16 protein-coding genes are annotated in these 15,355 nt (G+C 69.0%); 9 read left to right on the forward strand and 7 right to left on the reverse strand.

From position 1 onward, the window contains the following. Positions 1 to 245: 245 nt before the first annotated feature. The 3 genes from ACFFNX_RS13845 to ACFFNX_RS13855 are packed head-to-tail and all read right to left on the reverse strand — an operon-like array spanning position 246 to position 3,057. Positions 246 to 1,280: an acyl-CoA dehydrogenase family protein gene (locus ACFFNX_RS13845; protein WP_378200589.1), complete on the reverse strand. Its 1,035-nt coding sequence runs from the start codon at positions 1,278 to 1,280 to the stop codon at positions 246 to 248. Positions 1,281 to 1,283: 3 nt separating this feature from the next. Next, a complete protein-coding gene (locus ACFFNX_RS13850; protein WP_378200592.1) occupies positions 1,284 to 2,450 on the reverse strand; it encodes an acyl-CoA dehydrogenase family protein in 1,167 nt (388 codons plus the stop codon). Between the two features lie 13 nt (positions 2,451 to 2,463). Next, the gene (locus ACFFNX_RS13855; RefSeq protein WP_378200595.1) at positions 2,464 to 3,057 is read right to left on the reverse strand and encodes a TetR/AcrR family transcriptional regulator; all 594 of its coding nucleotides are present in this window, start codon (positions 3,055 to 3,057) and stop codon (positions 2,464 to 2,466) included. A gap of 541 nt (positions 3,058 to 3,598) precedes the next feature. On the opposite strand from ACFFNX_RS13855, the gene ACFFNX_RS13860 reads away from it, so the two are divergent. From ACFFNX_RS13860 to ACFFNX_RS13870, 3 genes are read left to right on the forward strand one after another with little or no spacing between them, the layout of a single operon-like run. Next, a complete protein-coding gene (locus tag ACFFNX_RS13860) occupies positions 3,599 to 4,174 on the forward strand; it encodes an RNA polymerase sigma factor (RefSeq protein ID WP_378200598.1) in 576 nt (191 codons plus the stop codon). Continuing rightward, positions 4,167 to 5,144 (forward strand): CU044_5270 family protein, encoded by a 978-nt coding sequence (locus tag ACFFNX_RS13865; protein WP_378200601.1) that lies wholly within the window; start codon positions 4,167 to 4,169, stop codon positions 5,142 to 5,144. Before ACFFNX_RS13860 ends, ACFFNX_RS13865 begins: the two co-directional genes overlap by 8 nt. Next, complete coding sequence (locus ACFFNX_RS13870; protein WP_378200604.1) at positions 5,134 to 5,268, forward strand: hypothetical protein; 135 nt, start codon at positions 5,134 to 5,136, stop codon at positions 5,266 to 5,268. The genes ACFFNX_RS13865 and ACFFNX_RS13870 overlap by 11 nt, the downstream gene beginning before the upstream one ends. Positions 5,269 to 5,815: 547 nt before the next feature. Here the strand turns inward: ACFFNX_RS13870 and ACFFNX_RS13875 are convergent. Then, positions 5,816 to 7,294 (reverse strand): MFS transporter, encoded by a 1,479-nt coding sequence (locus ACFFNX_RS13875; protein ID WP_378200607.1) that lies wholly within the window; start codon positions 7,292 to 7,294, stop codon positions 5,816 to 5,818. A 101-nt stretch (positions 7,295 to 7,395) separates the two neighbouring features. Here ACFFNX_RS13875 and ACFFNX_RS13880 point away from each other — a divergent pair, with 101 nt between their 5' ends. Then, positions 7,396 to 7,989, forward strand: a complete 594-nt coding sequence (locus ACFFNX_RS13880) for a TetR/AcrR family transcriptional regulator (protein ID WP_378200610.1) — start codon at positions 7,396 to 7,398, stop codon at positions 7,987 to 7,989. On the opposite strand, the gene dapF is transcribed toward ACFFNX_RS13880, so the two are convergent. Next, entirely contained in the window at positions 7,973 to 8,779 is an 807-nt protein-coding gene (dapF, locus tag ACFFNX_RS13885) for a diaminopimelate epimerase (protein WP_378200613.1), read from the reverse strand. The two genes, ACFFNX_RS13880 and dapF, sit on opposite strands and share 17 nt — an antisense overlap. Beyond that, entirely contained in the window at positions 8,767 to 9,663 is an 897-nt protein-coding gene (gene miaA, locus ACFFNX_RS13890; protein WP_378200666.1) for a tRNA (adenosine(37)-N6)-dimethylallyltransferase MiaA, read from the reverse strand. Before miaA ends, dapF begins: the two co-directional genes overlap by 13 nt. A 139-nt stretch (positions 9,664 to 9,802) precedes the next feature. On the opposite strand from miaA, the gene ACFFNX_RS13895 reads away from it, so the two are divergent. Next, positions 9,803 to 10,009 (forward strand): antitoxin, encoded by a 207-nt coding sequence (locus ACFFNX_RS13895; protein ID WP_378200616.1) that lies wholly within the window; start codon positions 9,803 to 9,805, stop codon positions 10,007 to 10,009. Positions 10,010 to 10,286: 277 nt separating this feature from the next. Here ACFFNX_RS13895 and miaB read toward each other — a convergent pair whose 3' ends face one another. Next, positions 10,287 to 11,771, reverse strand: a complete 1,485-nt coding sequence (gene miaB, locus ACFFNX_RS13900; protein WP_378200619.1) for a tRNA (N6-isopentenyl adenosine(37)-C2)-methylthiotransferase MiaB — start codon at positions 11,769 to 11,771, stop codon at positions 10,287 to 10,289. 165 nt (positions 11,772 to 11,936) lie between these two features. On the opposite strand from miaB, the gene ACFFNX_RS13905 reads away from it, so the two are divergent. The 4 genes from ACFFNX_RS13905 to ACFFNX_RS13920 all read left to right on the forward strand — a co-directional run bounded on the left by ACFFNX_RS13905 (position 11,937) and on the right by ACFFNX_RS13920 (position 15,338). Continuing rightward, positions 11,937 to 12,719 (forward strand): amino acid ABC transporter ATP-binding protein, encoded by a 783-nt coding sequence (locus ACFFNX_RS13905; RefSeq protein ID WP_378200622.1) that lies wholly within the window; start codon positions 11,937 to 11,939, stop codon positions 12,717 to 12,719. A gap of 55 nt (positions 12,720 to 12,774) precedes the next feature. After that, positions 12,775 to 13,632, forward strand: a complete 858-nt coding sequence (locus ACFFNX_RS13910; protein WP_378200625.1) for a glutamate ABC transporter substrate-binding protein — start codon at positions 12,775 to 12,777, stop codon at positions 13,630 to 13,632. 69 nt (positions 13,633 to 13,701) lie between these two features. Continuing rightward, positions 13,702 to 14,391, forward strand: coding sequence for an amino acid ABC transporter permease (locus tag ACFFNX_RS13915; protein ID WP_378200628.1), 690 nt, complete (start codon positions 13,702 to 13,704; stop codon positions 14,389 to 14,391). Further along, positions 14,388 to 15,338 (forward strand): amino acid ABC transporter permease, encoded by a 951-nt coding sequence (locus tag ACFFNX_RS13920; protein WP_378200631.1) that lies wholly within the window; start codon positions 14,388 to 14,390, stop codon positions 15,336 to 15,338. Before ACFFNX_RS13915 ends, ACFFNX_RS13920 begins: the two co-directional genes overlap by 4 nt. The last annotated feature ends 17 nt before the right edge of the window (positions 15,339 to 15,355 follow it).

Here is a 15,355-nt window from a genome sequence, read left to right on the forward strand (position 1 = left end):
AGCGATGCCAGCCGGGCCGCGACCGCCGCCCGGGGCGGTCGCGGGCTCCGGCCCTCCAGCGAGGCGCGCGGGTCGAGGGCGAGCGTGGCGGCGAAGTAGGCGAGGCTCACCCCGGCGACGGCGAGCACCACCCGCCCAAGGCAACGGCGCAACACGATCCACCTCCCGCAGTGGCGACGGCGACTGCGGAAAGTTATCGCAAAGTCACGCTATGACAACAGCGGAGGTGAGTGCCTGTGGAAAAGTCAGTCGAGCAGGAACGCCGCGACCTCCGCCCGCTGGGCCCGCTCCGGTCCGTCGAACGCCGCCAGCCACTGCGCGCGCTTGTAGTACCGATGCAGCACGTGCTCCCAGGTGAAGCCGATGCCGCCATGCCCTTGGATGGCGTTCTCGCAGGCGAACACCGCGGCGGACCCGGCCAGGGCCTTGGCCGCCAGGCAGGCCTGCCGGGCCATCTCGTCGTCCTCCGAGACGCACCACGCCGCCCAGTACGCGAGCGACCGCGCCTCCTGCAACCGCACGTAGACGTTCGAGGCCTTGTGCGACACCGCCTGGTACACGCCGATGGGCCTGCCGAACTGCTCCCGCTCCCTGGCGTAGGCGACGAGCAGGTCCAGGGCCCGCTGCGCGACGCCGACGCCCTCCAGCGCCAGCGCCGCGTACGCGCGGTCGCGAAGGCGGCCCAGCAGGACACGCGCCTCCTCGCCGGAGGCCAGCGCACGCGCCGGCGCGGAGGAGAACCGTACGTCCGCCACCCGCCGCGTGCCGTCGATGGTCGAACGCGGCGTCACCTCGGCGTCGGCCGCCTCCACCGCGTACAGCCCGTCGGCCGCGACGACCACGAACAGGTCGGCCACCGCGCCGTCGGGCACCAGGGTCTTGACGCCGTCCAGGCGTCCGCCGGAGACCGACGTCTCGACCGGGTCCAGCAGGGCCTGCGGACGGCCCGGCTCGGCCCACGCGAGCGTCGCCCTCAACGCGCCCGACGCGATTCGCTTGCCCGCCTCGGCGTCCAGCGCGGGCGCGGCGAGGGCGACGGTCGAGAAGTACGGCGCGGGCAGCGGCCGGTGGCCGGTCTCCTCGAACAGGACGGCCTGGTCGAGGAAGGTCAGGTCCTGGTCGAGCCAGCCCATCGAGGCGAGCTTCGGCCAGACGTCCTCATCGACGCCGGTCGCGGAGTCGGCGATCTCCGCCAGGCGCACGTCGTCGTACCGGGAGGCGAGGAACTCGCGGGCGAAGCCGCGCAGTTGCTCCTGCTCTTCGGAGAACGCGAAGTCCATCGGTCAACGTCCCTTCGGCAGGCCGAGGACGCGCTCGGCGATGATGTTGCGCAGGATCTCCGAGGTGCCGGCCTCGATGGTGTTGCCGCGCGACCGCAGCTGCCAGTACTGCCAGAAGCCGTTCCAGGGCGCATCGTCGGACACCAGGCCGTGCAGCCCGAACACCGACTGGGCGAGCGAGGTCAGCCGCTGGTTCGCCTCGCTCCAGGCCAGTTTGACGCCCGAACCCTCCGGCCCGGGGATGCCGGTCTCCAGCAGCGTGGTCAGCGACCGGTAGTTGGTGAACCGCAGCGACTGCATCTCGATCCACTCGCGCGCGACGGCGTCACGGATCACCGGGTCGTCGGCGGGACGGCGGCCGTCGGGACCGGGCTCCTTGACCAGCTTGATCAGCTGGTTCACCATCCGCTCCAGCTCGGCGGAGAGCGCGAACCCGAGCGTGCCGCGCTCGTGCAGCAGCGTGGTCATCGCGACCTTCCAGCCGTCGCCCGGCCCGCCGAGGATCGAGTCGCGCGGCACGCGTACGTCGTCGAAGAAGATCTCGTTGAACTCCGGGTCGCCGGTGATCTGCACCAGCGGCCGTACGGTCACGCCCGGAGCGTGCATGTCCACGATGAGGTACGACAGGCCGGCGTGCTTGGGCGCCGACGGGTCGGTGCGGACGACCAGGATGCAGAAGTCGGCCTTGTGCGCGTAGGAGGACCAGACCTTCTGCCCGTTGACCACCCAGTGGTCGCCGTCGAGGACCGCGCTCGTACGGCCGGAGGCCAGGTCGGAGCCGGATCCGGGTTCGGAGAAGCCCTGGCACCAGATCTCCGACCCGTCCAGCAGCGGCCGCAGGTATCGCTCCTTCTGCTCCGGGGTGCCCCACGCGATGATCGTCGGCCCGGCCATGTTGAGGCCGATCACCCCCGGATGACCGGGTGCGTTGGCGCGCGACATCTCCTCCAGGTAGATCGCCTGGTAGGTCGGGGACAGCCCGCGCCCGCCGTACTCCGACGGCCAGGTCAGCCCGACGTACCCGGCCTCGTAGAGCTCCCCGCCCCAGCGCCGCAGCGCGTCGAAGTCGCCCCGGCCCCCCTCGAGCGGCCGGCCGGCCCAGTGCTCGGAGAGCCAGGAGCGGAGCTCCGCGCGGAACGCGGCCTCCTCCGGCGTGTCGTGAAAGTCCACTCTGGGGCCTCCCTCAGATACCGATCGCCCGGCAGTACAGCCGGGTGAGCTGCTCCACATCGCCGTCGTCGTACGGCCGCCCGAGCACGAACCAGGTGTACGCGGTACGCCCGATCATGGTGGCGAGGGCCACCGCGGCCGTACGGGGGTCGACGTCGGCCGGGACCAGACCGGCCTCCTGCCAGCCCCGGATCGCGCGCTCCTGGCGGTCGTAGAAGACACCCCAGGCCCGCAGGTACGTCTCGCGCATGGCCGGGGAGAAGGTCGCGACCTGCTCGAACACGGCCATCAGCCGGGCGTTGCTGCGGTACGCGCGCAGGTAGGCGCGGTTGGCGCGGGCGATGCGCGCCTCGGGCCCGTCTCCGTCCAGCGGCTCGGCTCGCATGACGGAGAGCAGGCCGCGCAGCATCGCGTCGATCAGCTCCGCGAAGATCGCGTCCTTGTCACCGAAGTGGGTGTAGAAGCTGCCGTACGCGACGCCGGCCCGGTCGCAGATCTCGCTGATCTTGGCGTCGAGGAAGCCGCGCTCCTCGAACACCTCGCGGGCACCGCGGAGAAGCGCGGCTCGCGTGCGCTCCGCTCGGGCCTGCCGCTTGACCTGGGTCACGCGGCCATCATAACCGAAACCGATTCGGTAATCGTCTGGCCGGTGCGCCGAGACGGGCCGGCCAAGGCCGGACGGTCCGTGTTGACCAAGCCCACCGAACCGAGCCGGGCCACGCTCTCAGCTTGGGAATCAAATGGAAAGCGGCCCTCAGCGACCCTGACCTGCGACTGCGATGGTCCGCGAGTGACCCCTATTGCCCCCTGTTCACCCTTCTCAAGCCCGGGGCTCGTCACGGAAGCATTGCCTGCGTGCGTCCGACGGTAGATGTGTCTGGAGGTGGACGTCGGCAACGCTGGAACGCGAGACGTGGGCTGCCTGGCGGGCACGTTTCCACGTGACCTGAGCTGGCCCTACGGCGACGAGGGCGTATGGGACGTGCAGACGGTGGTACCTGTGGATTCTGACCGGGCGGCGCGGTGCTTGGCGTGGCGGCCTCGACGGCGTTGAGGAGAGCAACGCGGCAGTGGCGGTCGTCGGGGACATGTGATGCGGCGGGCGGACAAGAAGGAGTGAGAGCAGAACCTAGGTGAAGGGCGGTCTTGTGAAGCGAACACAGGAACGGGCGGAGGTCGATGACTCCCATGTCATCGACTTGTCGCGGCGAGATCCGAACACGTTCACGGAACTCTTCCATCGGCACTCGGCGGAAATCGGCCGGTATGTGACGCGGCGGGTCGGGCCCGGTATCGCGGAGGACATCGTCGCCGAGACATTCCTGGTGGCGTTCCGGCGACGCGACTCCTACGACCTCGCACGAAAGGACGCCCGTCCCTGGCTGTACGGAATCGCCACCAACGTGCTCAGGCGTCATCGTAGGGACGAGATTCGGACGCTGAAGGCGTTGGAGCGTACCGGCGTCGACCCGGTGGTGTCCGAAGGGTTCGCCGACCGGGTGGACCGTCAGGTGACGGCATCGGCGACCTCTCGGGCGCTGGCTCCCGTACTTGCCAGGCTGAACGTGGGGCAGCGAGACGTCCTGCTGCTCACAGCATGGGCCGACCTGACCGTCGACGAGGTGGCCGAGGTACTCGGTATTCCGCAGGGAACTGCTCGGTCCCGGCTGAACCGAGCCCGTACCAAGATCCGCACCGCACTGAAGGAGAACGGCCATGGATGAACTCGTCCTGCTCGCCGAGATGCGCAGTGAGGTCCCCGGCGACACCCGCTACCCGGACGCCCAGCGGACGCTGATGGCGGAGATCGGCGGGGGCACCACCCAGCGGAAGAAGAAAGGGAAGCGATTGATCGTCATTGGGAGCGGCCTGCTGGTAGGCGCGGTCGCCGCCAGTACGGTCGTCGCTCTGGACTCGGGCGACTCACGGCACACGCGTCCGCCGCGCGCCATCGCTTCCACACCGAAGCTGCAGCTCGTGGCCGTGACCAGCCCGATGGCCCTCGCTCACAACGCCACCGCGCTGGCGCAGAACTCGCCGAACCCGGCCTCCAACCAGTGGATCTACCAGAAACTGGAGACGACGGTCTCCCATGCGGCGCCTTCGGGAGCAATGCCGCAGGTTCCCGGTTCCCACACTTACCGGGAGAAATGGGACCGGGTGGATTGGACGCAATTCGCCACCATCCACAACGGCAAACTCGTCACGACCGCCCGGCCGCGCCAGGGCAGAGAGACTGTCCCTCATGGTTGGCCGAAGACGATCACGTACCCCTACCTGAACTCGCTGCCCACCGACCCGGTCAAGCTGCTGGCCGTCCTGAAGCAGAACGGGAACCTCAAGGACAGCGACATCTTCACCGCGGTCATCGCCTTGATGGCGAACTACCCGCTGCCCGCCAAGCTCAACGCGGCGTTCTACGGTGTCCTGGCGCGGCTGAAATCCGTGCACCTGGGACATGTCACCGACCTCGCGGGGCGACACGTCCTCAGCCTCGACAACGTCGATCAAGGCCTGAAGACCTCCATCCTGGTCAACCCCACGACCTACACCTACGCCGGACAGCAGACCGTGGTGGTCGCGGACAAGACCGAGAAGGGGACTGACGGCACGCTCCACTTGACGAAGGGTGAACTCCTCAACGACCAGGCGGTGCTGGTTTCCAAGATCGTCGACCAGCCCGGTGAGCGCTGAAGAGGCCAAGAACTGGGACAAGACCAGCGGTCGACGTAGGCGGCTCGTCTCGGAGCTCAAGACCGCGAAGTCACGACGGACACTCATGCTGACGCTCGATGAGGCGGCTCTGCTCGGACCCTGAACCGGTGGCTCCCAGCGTGGCTCCCACGACCGGACAAAGGCTCGTTCCTTGATCGGAACGGGCCTTTGACCTGGGCGCAGCCGGAGGGATTCGAACCCCCAACTTAGCCATACGCACCACCTTCCTCTCCTTGCTTCCTGTGGACAGATGTCCAACGAGGTACGCGGCGAGGCAGGCCAACGTCAGCCAAAGCAGCACCGGGACCCGGTGAATTACCGGGCTCAACCCAGCGACCGTCGTCCAAGTATGAACGCGCGCCGACGCTCTGGCCATCACGAAGGCGGACGGGATGACCAGGCTTCCACCTCAACCACCCAGTCGGCGTTTTCCCGCCCACTCCCCTCCCGACCTCGACAGACATCGGGCAGCCCCTCACCCGGCTGTCTGATCATCCCGCGCATATCCCGCGTTGGCGAAACACCTTGGAAGCCGTTCTAGCTCATGCCGAGTATGTCGGCATCGACGGAGGTTGACCGGGCTGGCCTAGCGTGCTGGAGGCCACCGCACGGCGACCACCGGGCCGGGCGCGTCCTGCGGGGAGGGTTGGTCAGGCTTGCGGTGTGGTCGGCTCGCCGTGGGTCGGGCGTGGGGTGTTCATCAGGGCGGTGAGGATCGCCGCGGCCGCCGCGAGGATCGCGGCCGCCGTCAAAAAGCCGTGGGTGAAGCCGTGCGCCAGGCCCGCCTTGAGCAGGCGGGGGTCGCCTCGGTGCTCTCGCATGTAGTCCGACGTCGCACTGGTCGCGATCGTGTTGAGCAGCGCGACTCCGATCGAACCGCCGACCTGCTGGGCGGTGTTCGCGGTGGCCGAGGCTACGCCGGAGTCCCGGGCGTTCACCTCGTGCGTGGCGTAGTTCATCGCCGGGGCCATGACCACGCCCATGCCCAGGCCCACCAGGATCTGGGCGGGCAGCACCCCCGAGGCGTACGAGGTGCCGGCGTCCAGGCGGACCAGCCAGGCGAGACCGGCCGCGACGAGGAGCAGGCCCGGTGCCATCAGTACGCGCGGCGGCACCCTGGGCAGCAGGCGGGAGGCGACGCCTCCCGCCGAGACCAGCACGGCCGCCGTCAGCGGCAGGAAGGCCACCCCGGTGCGGACCGGCGAGTAACCCCTGACCACCTGCAGGTGGTACGTGAGCAGCAGGAGCATGCCGAACATCGCGAGCATCCCGGCGGCCACGCCGAAGTACGCGCTCCCCCTCGTACGGTCCCAGACCACCCGCACCGGGAGCAGTGGGTGCGCCACACGGCTCTCCACCACGGCGAACACCGCGAGCAGCAGGACGCCCCCGGCCAGCAGGCCGACGACCGAAACGGAGCTCCAGCCGTCGGACTCGGCCCGGCTGCACCCGTACACGATGGCGACGAGCCCGCAGACGGCGAGGAGCACGCCCGGGACGTCGACGCGCGCCCGGCCGGAGCCGCGGTCCGCCGGCAGGACGTACCAGCCGAACGCGGACAGTACGGCGATCGGGACGTTCACGTACAGGCACCAGCGCCAGTCGAGGTACTCGGTCAGCAGCCCGCCGAGGATCAGGCCGATCGCGCCCCCGCCCGCCGCGATCGCCCCGAAGACGCCGAACGCCTTGGCCCGCTCGCCCGGCCGGGTGAAGGTCACCGCGAGCAGCGAGAGCGCCGAGGGTGCGAGCAGCGCGCCGAACGCCCCCTGGCAGGCCCGCGCCGCCAGCAGTACCCCGAAGCCGGACGCCGCGCCGCCGAGGGCCGAGGCCCCGGCGAAGCCGAACAGGCCGATGAGGAAGGCACGGCGGCGCCCGGTGTAGTCGGCGATCCGGCCGCCGAGCAGGAGCAGGCCGCCGAACGCCAGGGTGTACGCGGTGATGATCCACTGCCGGTCGCCGTCGGACACGCCGAGATCGCGCTGGGCCGAGGGCAACGCGATGTTCACGATCGTGGCGTCCAGCACGATCATGAGCTGGGCCAGGCAGATGAACACCAGCGCGATCCAGCGGCGGCGCCCGGGCTCCTCCACCTGACGCGGCTCGGTCACGTCCACCGAGCGCTGTTGCATGACAAGCCTCCATAAATCGGATGTCCGTTCTCTTTATGGGGGAACCGTCGCACCGCCGTGGCGACTTGTCAAGAACGAACGTTCGTTTTAGCTTGGGCCGTATGCCTCGAGTCAGCGACGAGCACCTGGAACGCCGGCGGCAGCAGATCCTCGACGCCGCCCGGCGCTGCTTCATCCGCAAGGGCTTCCACCGGACGTCCATGCAGGACGTCTTCGCCGAGTCGGAGCTGTCGGCCGGGGCCGTCTACCGCTACTTCAAGAGCAAGGACGAGCTCATCCACGCGATCGCCACCGCGCGGCAGGGCAACGCGGTCCAGCTCCTCGCGACGATCGTCGAGGAGGACCCGCTCCCGCCGCTCGAGGAGATCATCGAGCGGTTCCTGACCCTGATGGAGTCGATGCTCGACGACGACGGCGCCCTCCGCGTGGCGCCGCAGGTCTGGGCCGAGGCCGTGCACGATCCGACGTACCGCGAGATCGTCGCGGGGCTGTTCGTCGGCGTGCGGTCCTCATGGACGTCGCTGGCCGTCCGCATGCGCGACGCCGGGCGGCTGCCCGAAGACGCCGATCCGGAGGCCATGGGCACGACGCTGATGTGCGTGATGCCCGGGTTCGTGCTGCAACGCCTGCTGGTGGGCGACGTCGACGCCAAGGTCGTGGCCGCGGGCGTCCGGGCCCTTACGGGCGCGCGCTGAGCCGCAGCTCGCCCTCTGCGACGAGCACGGCCGGGCCGCTCAGGAAGCTCGTCTCACCGTCCAGCGTCACCGTGACCGCACCGCCGAGGACGGCGACCTCCCAGGTGCCCTCGGTGCGGCCCTCCGCGTGCGCGGCGGCGACCGCCGTCGCGACCGCCCCCGTGCCGCACGACCGCGTCTCCCCCGCCCCGCGCTCGTGCACCCGCATCTCCACCCGCCCCCGACCGGCCGGGCGGAACAGCTCCACGTTGACGCCCTCGGGGAAGAAGTCGGCGTCCACCTCCGGCGCCCGGGTCAGGTCGAGGCCAGCCACCGGCTCGGTGATCGCGCAGGCCAGGTGCGGGTTGCCCATCGAGACGCCCAGTCCCTCGTACATGCGCCCGGACACCGTCGCCCGGCTGGGGCCGAGGATCCGCGGCGTGCCCATGTCGACCGTGACGTCACCGGTGGCCCCCAGGCGAGCGCCGCGCACGCCACCGCGGGTGGCGATCCGCAGGTCGCCCGGCGCCGCCAGGCCCGCCTCGACCAGGTAACGGGCGAACACCCGCACGCCGTTGCCGCACATCTCCGCGATGCTGCCATCGGCGTTGCGGTAGTCCATGAACCACTCGGGATCACCGTCGCGGCCGAGCGCCTTGGACCGGACGACCCGCAGCACCCCGTCGGCGCCGATCCCCGCCCTCCGGTCGCAGATCGCGGCGACCAGCTCCGGCGTCAGGTCGAGCGCGGCGTCGGGGTCGGGCAGGATCACGAAGTCGTTCTCCGTGCCGTGCCCCTTCACGAATCGCATGCACCGATCGTATCCAGCGCACGCTCGACCGGCCCGTCGTACCCGATCCAGCGCACCCGCGGATCGCGGCGGAACCAGGACTCCTGCCGGCGGGCGAACCTCCGCGTCGCGCGCACGGTCTCCTCCCGCGCCCGTTCCTCGCTCCACTCCCCCGCCAGGAACCGCAGCACCTGGGCGTAGCCGAGCGCGCGGCTCGCGGTGAGCCCGTCGCGCAGCCCGTACGGCTCGAGGCGCCGCACCTCCTCCACGAACCCCGCCGACCACATCCGCTCCACCCGTACGGCGATGCGCTCGTCCAACTCGGGACGCGGGACGGCCAGCCCGAGCTGTGCGGCGTACTCCTTGGCCTCCTCATAGGAGGGCATCGAGGCGCTGAACGGCCGCCCGGTCATCTCGATCACCTCCAGCGCCCGTACGATGCGCCGCCCGTTACCGGGCAGGATCGACGCGGCCGCCGCCGGGTCACGCTCGGCGAGCCGCGCGTGCATCACCGCCGGGCCCACATCCGCCAGCGACGCCTCCAGCCGGGCCCGCAGCTCCGGATCGGTGCCGGGAAAGTCCAGATCGTCGATGACCGCGCGGATGTAGAGCCCCGACCCTCCGACCAGCAGCGGCACGCGGCCCCGCTCGTGGATCTCCACGATCGCCCGCCGCGCCAGGCGCTGGTAGTCGGCGACGCTCGCGGTCTCGGTGACGTCCCAGACGTCCAGCAGGTGGTGCGGGACCCCCCGCCGTTCCTCTACGGTGAGCTTGGCCGTGCCGATGTCCATGCCGCGGTAGAGCTGCATCGAGTCGGCGTTGACGATCTCACCGCCGAGGCGCAGGGCGAGTTCCACCGCCAGGTCGGACTTTCCCGCGGCGGTCGGCCCGACGACGGCGACGATGTTCGTCCCCGCGAGGTCGTCGTGCCCGTGCGGCCTGATCGTTCGCGTCACATGCTAATTCTGGCCCCACCTCGGGTATGGCTTCTCACATGACGGCATCGGCGGTCGATGCCCGGACCGGACCGCTTGGGGGGATCCCATGTCCATCGTGGACAAGGTGAAGGAGTTCCTTGGCCAGCACGGCAACCAGGTCGACAAGGTCGTCGACAAGGCCGGCGACATGATCGACGAGAAGACCGGCGGCAAGTACGCCGACAAGGTCGACAAGGCACAGGAACAGGCCAAGAAGACGGCGGCCCAGTGGGGCGATGAGGACCGGCAGCAGCCGCCGCCGCCCCAGCCCTGATCACCCGTCCCCTCGGCGCGCCCTTCGGCGTGCGCCCGCCCTTCGGCGCACGCCCCGAGCTTCCGGCACGCCCAAAGCCCCGAACGTGCCCGGGCCCCGGGCCCTGGGTGAGTCCCCTCCCGCCCGGGGGGCTCCATCCCATTCCCATTGTCCAGGGCGTGGGAGCGTCCGGGCAGGTGGGCGGCGTGATTGTGGATAACTTGCCGTGGACGCGGCATAGTCATCGTCCGCCGTGGACGCGGCATCGTCCGCAGGTGTCGGCGCGGTCAGGCGGCGGTCACCGGCAGGACGGTGCCGCCGGAGTCTGCTTGGGGCGGCCGATGCCCGGCATGCCCAGGGAGACGCCCTTCGGCGGTTCGGCCAGGCGGCGTTCCCACGCGTCGCCGGCCGGTGTGTGCCGCACGTGGCGTACCGGGCCGTCCGCGACCAGGTGGTGCGGTGCGGCGTACGTGACGTCGACGGTGACCACGTCGCCGGGCCGGGCCGTCTCCTCGGCGGTGAAGTGGACGAGGCGGTTGTCGGGCGCGCGGCCGGACATGCGGTGCGTGCGCTCGTCCTTGCGGCCCTCGCCCTCGGCGACCAGGACCTCGAGCGTGCGTCCGACCTGCTTCTTGTTCTCCGCCCAGGAGATCTCCTCCTGCAGCGCGACCAGCCGGTCGTACCGCTCCCGCACGACCTCCTTGGAGACCTGCCCGTCCATTGTCGCGGCCGGGGTGCCGGGGCGCTTGGAGTACTGGAAGGTGAACGCGCCGGAGAAGCGCGCCTCGCGTACGACGTGGAGGGTCTGCTCGAAGTCCTCGTCGGTCTCACCGGGGAAGCCGACGATGATGTCGGTGGTGATGGCGGCCTCGGGGATCGCGGCGCGGACCCGCTCGATGATGCCGAGGTAACGCTCCTGCCGGTACGAGCGGCGCATCGCCTTGAGCACGCGGTCGGAGCCGGACTGCAGCGGCATGTGCAGCGACGGCATCACGTTGGGCGTCTCGGCCATCGCCGCGATCACGTCGTCGGTGAAGTCGCGCGGGTGCGGGGAGGTGAAGCGCACCCGCTCCAGGCCCTTGACCTCGCCGCAGGCCCGCAGCAGGCCCGCGAAGGCGCCCCGGTCGCCGAACTCTGCTCCGTAGGAGTTGACGTTCTGGCCCAGCAGGGTGATCTCCAGGACGCCCTCGGCGACCAGCGCCTCGATCTCGGCGAGGATCTCGCCCGGCCGCCGGTCGGTCTCCTTGCCGCGCAGTGCGGGGACGATGCAGAAGGTGCACGTGTTGTTGCAGCCCACCGAGATGGACACCCACGCGGCGTACGGGGACTCGCGGCGCGTCGGCAGGGTGCTGGGGAACGCCTCCAGCGACTCCTTGATCTCGACCTGCGCCTCCTCCCGCACCCGCGCGCGTTCGAGCAGCACCGGCAGCGACCCGATGTTGTGGGTGCCGAACACCACGTCGACCCAGGGCGCGCGTTCGACGATCGTGTCGCGGTCCTTCTGGGCGAGGCAGCCGCCGACGGCGATCTGCATGCCGGCGTGGCCCTCCTTGACCGGCCGCAGGTGGCCCAGGTTGCCGTAGAGCCGGTTGTCGGCGTTCTCGCGGACCGCGCAGGTGTTGAAGACGACGACGTCAGGCGTCGCGCCCTCGCCGGCGCGTGCGTATCCCGCGTCTTCGAGCAGACCCGCGAGCCGCTCGGAATCGTGCACGTTCATCTGGCACCCGTACGTGCGTATCTCGTACGTGCGGGCGTGGTCGTCGAAAGTCGTGGGCGCGTTCATCTCAAGAGAAAGGGTACGCGCGCCCGGCGCCCCGACGGGACCCACCGGCCCGCCGAACCGAACGCCCATCAGCGGGAACAGGGAGGTACTACAGGCGAACAACGTGATCGGATCGGTATATCAAGGGACTGGTGGCGTTCTTCGGATGACGTACGCTTTGCGGGCATGACCGACACCGGCAAGGCGGCCCAGGAGGCCGACGTGAGTGGCGGCGGACCGCTCGTCGTACTTGAGAACGTCAACAAGTACTTCGGTGAATTGCACGTCCTGAAGGACATCGATCTCACCATCCACCGAGGCGAGGTCGTGGTGGTGATCGGTCCGTCGGGGGGCGGCAAGTCCACTTTGTGCCGCACGATCAACCGGCTAGAGCCGATCGATGACGGGACCATTCGGATCGACGGGCAGCCGCTGCCCGAAGACGGCAAGGAGCTCGCACAGCTCAGGGCCGATGTCGGCATGGTCTTCCAGTCGTTCAATCTGTTCGCGCACAAAACGATCCTCCAGAACGTCACCCTCGGTCCGACGAAGGTGAAGAAAACCCCTGCCGCCGAGGCGGAGAAGTACGCGATGGAGCTTCTCGAGCGGGTCGGGATCGCGACCCAGGCCGAGAAGTACCCGGCGCAGCTCTCCGGCGGACAGCAGCAGCGTGCCGCGATCGCGCGGGCCCTCGCCATGCGGCCCAAGGTGATGCTCTTCGACGAGCCCACTTCCGCGCTCGACCCGGAAATGATCAAAGAAGTACTCGACGTCATGACCAATCTCGCCGCCGAGGGAATGACCATGGTCGTGGTGACCCACGAAATGGGCTTCGCTCGCGCATCGGCCAACAAAGTGGTCTTCATGGCGGATGGTCAGATCGTCGAAGAGAACACTCCGGAAGAGTTCTTCACGAACGCCCGAAGCGATCGCGCGAAAGATTTCCTTTCCAAGATTCTGACGCACTGATTGTCATGAACGCGCCGGCCGCGCTCTCGCGCCGGCTCGAAAGCAGAGGAAGATCATGCGAGTACGTCATTTCGGTGTTGCCGTCGCCGCGCTGGCCGTCGCCACGATGGGCGTCACCGGCTGCGGTGCCAAGAAGGCCGGTTCGGTCGTCGACAAGGCCAAGGACCAGAAGAAGCTCACGATCGGCGTGAAGTTCGATCAGCCGAGCATCGGGCTGAAGAAGCCCGACGGCACCGTCGAGGGCTTCGACGTGGACGTGGCCAAGTACATCGCGGGCAAACTGGGCGTCCAGGAGAAGAACATCACCTGGAAGGAAACGATCTCCGCCAACCGCGAGACGTTCCTCAAGAACGGCACCGACGACCTGGTGATCGCCAGTTACTCGATCACCGCGGCGCGCCTTCCGCTGGTCACCTTCGGCGGCCCTTACCTGGTGCCCCACCAGGACATCCTGGTCCGCGCCAACGACACCTCGATCAAGACGTTCGCCGATCTCAAGGGCAAGCGGGTCTGCCAGGTCTCCGGCTCCAACTCCTGGAAGAACCTCACCGAGGGCACGAACAAGTTCAACCAGAAGGTCGCGATCAAGCTCGTGCCGGCCAACGCGTACGAGGAGTGCATCACCAAGCTCAAGGGCGGCTCGCTCGACGCGGTCTCCACCGACAGCACCATCCTCGCCGGCTACGCCGCGCGTGAGGGTTCGTCGGTGAAGGTGGACAACGTGCCGTTCACCGACGAAAAGTACGGCGTCGGCATCAAGAAGGGCGACGTCAAGACCTGTAACGCCGTCAACAAGGCGATCACCGACATGTACGCCGACGGCACGGCCAAGAAGCTCATCGACAAATGGTTCACCCCGGAGGGCCTGCAGTTCGACACGGCCAAGCCCCCGGCTTTCCAGGGCTGCAGCTGAACCGTAGCGACCCCGTGCGCCGGTGAGCGATTCGCGCTCACCGGCGCCGTTTCGATCCGGTGGAGACCCATGAATTTGCACGCGCTGTTGGACTTCGGTCCGCTGCAGCAAGAATTCGGCACCGTCATGAAGGCGTTCTGGGGAACGATCCGGCTCGCCCTCCTGGCGGGCATCGGCTCGCTGATCCTCGGCACCGTGCTCGCCGCGATGCGGGTCTCGCCGACCCCGGTGCTGCGGGCGGCGGGCGCCCTGTACGTCTATGTCTTCCGTAACACGCCGCTGACGCTCGTGCTGCTGTTCTGCAGCCTCGGCCTGAGCGACACGCTGCACCTGCAGATCTCCGACGACCCCAGCACGAACGGCTTCTGGCTGGCGACCATCGGCATGACGATCTACACGGCGTCGTTCGTGTGCGAGTCGCTGCGGGCCGGCATCAACACCGTGCCGCTCGGGCAGGCGGAGGCCGCCCGGTCGATCGGGCTCACCTTCACCCAGTCGCTGCGCCTCATCGTGCTGCCGCAGGCCTTCCGTGCGGTGATCGCCCCGCTGGGCAGCGTGTTCATCGCGATGATCAAGAACACCACCGTGGCGCTCGCGGCCGGTTACTTCGAGGCCTCCGCCCAGATGAAGCAGATGTTCGACACGTACGGCGGCACCATCCCGATCTTCCTCGGGTTCGCGATCGGGTTCATGGTGCTGACCCTCCCGACCGGCTTCTTCTTCAGCTGGCTCTCCAAGCGACTGGCGGTGGCGCGATGACCCTGTCCACGGACACCCCGGCGGACGCGCCAGCGCGGCGGCCGACCAAGAACAAGCCCTCGGTCCTGTTCGACGCCCCCGGTCCGCGGGCGCGGCTGCGCAACAACATCATCACACTGGTCGCGGCCGTGGTGCTGCTCTTCATCGCGTATCTGATCATCGCGCGGCTGAGTCAGCAGCACCAGTTCGACGGCAAGCTCTGGAAGCCGTTCACCCAGAAGGTCGTCTGGACCAGGCAGATCCTCCCCGGTCTCGGGAACACCCTCAAGGCGGCCGCGGTCGCCGCGGTGCTGGCCCTGGTCTTCGGGCTGGTCTTCGGCCTAGGCCGGATGTCGGAGCACAAGTGGATCAGCGTTCCGGCCGGGGCGGTGGTGGAGTTCTTCCGCGCCATCCCCCTGCTGATCATGATCTTCTTCGCGATGGCGGGCCCGCCCGCGATCATGGACGCGTTCGACCGGGTCCTCCCGCCGGTCTCGGCGTTCCTGGCGCTCGTGATCGGCCTGACGCTCTACAACGGGTCGGTGCTCGCGGAGATCTTCCGCTCCGGTATCAACTCGATCCCCAAGGGCCAGTCCGAGGCGGGCTACTCGATCGGCCTGCGCAAGGCCGGCGTCATGCTGAGGATTCTGGTGCCACAGGCGATCACCGCGATGATGCCGGCCGTCATCAGCCAGTTGGTCGTGCTGCTGAAGGACACCGCGCTGGGCTACATCGTCGCCTACAACGACCTGCTCGACGCGGGTCTGCGCACCGTCTCCAGCAACTTCGGCAACACCATCCCGTCCATCATCGTGATCGCGGCGATCTACATCGTCATCAACATCGCGCTCGGCCTGCTCGCGACGTGGCTGGAGAAGCGCAGCCGGCGCAGCCGCAAGAGCTCCGCCCGCACCCTGGCCACCGGCGCGGGCGCTCCTCCCGCGGTCGGCATGGACTCCGCCATCTAAAGACGGTGCCGTCCGGT

Source organism: Actinoallomurus acaciae (genome assembly GCF_042429965.1).
In the GTDB taxonomy this organism is placed as follows: domain Bacteria; phylum Actinomycetota; class Actinomycetes; order Streptosporangiales; family Streptosporangiaceae; genus Actinoallomurus; species Actinoallomurus acaciae.

What these genes read in the sequence shown, in the direction of transcription:
- ACFFNX_RS13865 (WP_378200601.1), top strand. Translation starts at nt 4,167, where the DNA reads ATGGATGAACTCGTCCTGCTCGCCGAGATGCGCAGTGAGGTCCCCGGC.
- ACFFNX_RS13910 (WP_378200625.1), top strand. Translation starts at nt 12,775, where the DNA reads ATGCGAGTACGTCATTTCGGTGTTGCCGTCGCCGCGCTGGCCGTCGCC.
- ACFFNX_RS13880 (WP_378200610.1), top strand. Translation starts at nt 7,396, where the DNA reads ATGCCTCGAGTCAGCGACGAGCACCTGGAACGCCGGCGGCAGCAGATC.
- dapF (WP_378200613.1), bottom strand. Translation starts at nt 8,779, where the DNA reads ATGCGATTCGTGAAGGGGCACGGCACGGAGAACGACTTCGTGATCCTG.
- ACFFNX_RS13875 (WP_378200607.1), bottom strand. Translation starts at nt 7,294, where the DNA reads ATGCAACAGCGCTCGGTGGACGTGACCGAGCCGCGTCAGGTGGAGGAG.
- miaB (WP_378200619.1), bottom strand. Translation starts at nt 11,771, where the DNA reads ATGAACGCGCCCACGACTTTCGACGACCACGCCCGCACGTACGAGATA.
- ACFFNX_RS13895 (WP_378200616.1), top strand. Translation starts at nt 9,803, where the DNA reads ATGTCCATCGTGGACAAGGTGAAGGAGTTCCTTGGCCAGCACGGCAAC.
- ACFFNX_RS13920 (WP_378200631.1), top strand. Translation starts at nt 14,388, where the DNA reads ATGACCCTGTCCACGGACACCCCGGCGGACGCGCCAGCGCGGCGGCCG.
- ACFFNX_RS13845 (WP_378200589.1), bottom strand. Translation starts at nt 1,280, where the DNA reads ATGGACTTCGCGTTCTCCGAAGAGCAGGAGCAACTGCGCGGCTTCGCC.
- ACFFNX_RS13915 (WP_378200628.1), top strand. Translation starts at nt 13,702, where the DNA reads ATGAATTTGCACGCGCTGTTGGACTTCGGTCCGCTGCAGCAAGAATTC.
- ACFFNX_RS13905 (WP_378200622.1), top strand. Translation starts at nt 11,937, where the DNA reads ATGACCGACACCGGCAAGGCGGCCCAGGAGGCCGACGTGAGTGGCGGC.